General features: G+C 65.1%; 1 pseudogene. It reads right to left on the bottom strand.

Annotated elements, in window-relative coordinates:
* Positions 1–799, bottom strand: a pseudogene (locus ABK249_RS33790) (hypothetical protein); the annotation flags it as partial.
* Positions 800–983: the final 184 nt, after the last annotated feature.

Raw genomic sequence — 983 nt, 5'->3', positions numbered from 1 at the left:
CGCCGGCCGTACACGAGGCTGCCACCATGCCCTCGGCGCAGGCCACCAGTTCCTCGCCGTTCAGCAGATAGACGTCATTGGCATCGAAATAGGGATAGCCATAACCCGGACTTGCCCGCTCGATCACGTCGAAACCGTCCAGCCCCAAGGCATAGCCCAGCCAGCCCTGGTAAAGCCCGCCGAGCCTCGTCTTGCGGGCTGAACTGTAGGAAAGCGCGATCTTCGGCTCCAGGCCGCGGAAGGCAGGCACGTCGATGCCGATCTTCTGGGTGAAGAAGCCGTTGCCGCCGATCTCCGGCACCGATGGCCTTTCCGGCGCGTTGACCGCCGGTGCTTCCTGGCTGGTTGCCGCCGCCGCCATCGCCGTCATCGCCTGCGGTTCCGCAGCATCCTCGTCGGTCGCCTCGGCATCCGCCTTGTCAGCCTGCGGCTCTTCGCCTTCGCCGTCATCATCGGCCGGCTTGCCGAGCGCCGTGCCGTTTGTCTGACCCACCTCGTCCTGGCCGTCGACGCCCTTGCCGTTGACGCCTGAGCCCTGGCCGATCGCCTGGGCCCGGTCCACCGCCCGATCGTCGGAAGAAACGCCGGAGCCATCCGGCTGCACGACCTGACTGCCCGAAGCGCCGGCAGATCCACCCTGCCCCGCCTCCACGGAACTCCCGCCGAGACCACCGTTGCCGAAGCCACTCCCGCCACTGCCGAAGCCACCCCCCGTCGGCGTCTGGTCGGCGGCAAACGCAACACCGCCGAACATCCCATCCAGCAGCACCGCTCCCGTCACCCCACCCGACAAACGCAAAGCGATACCGTGGCGGCCAAAGCCGCAAACCTTACCCGACTATCTCGCATGAGCCCCCTCGACGCGAATCAGAACGTAATCAAAACACAACCCATCCTAGAATGCCCAGACCACAAACCCACCCCCCCCCCAAATCATGGTGACCCCCAAATATACCCAGCAGACACAATGTCTTGCATATTAC

The organism is Neorhizobium phenanthreniclasticum, assembly GCF_040066075.1.
In the GTDB taxonomy this organism is placed as follows: Bacteria; Pseudomonadota; Alphaproteobacteria; order Rhizobiales; family Rhizobiaceae; genus Neorhizobium; species Neorhizobium petrolearium.
This window is presented reverse-complemented; position numbering and strand designations above follow the sequence as displayed.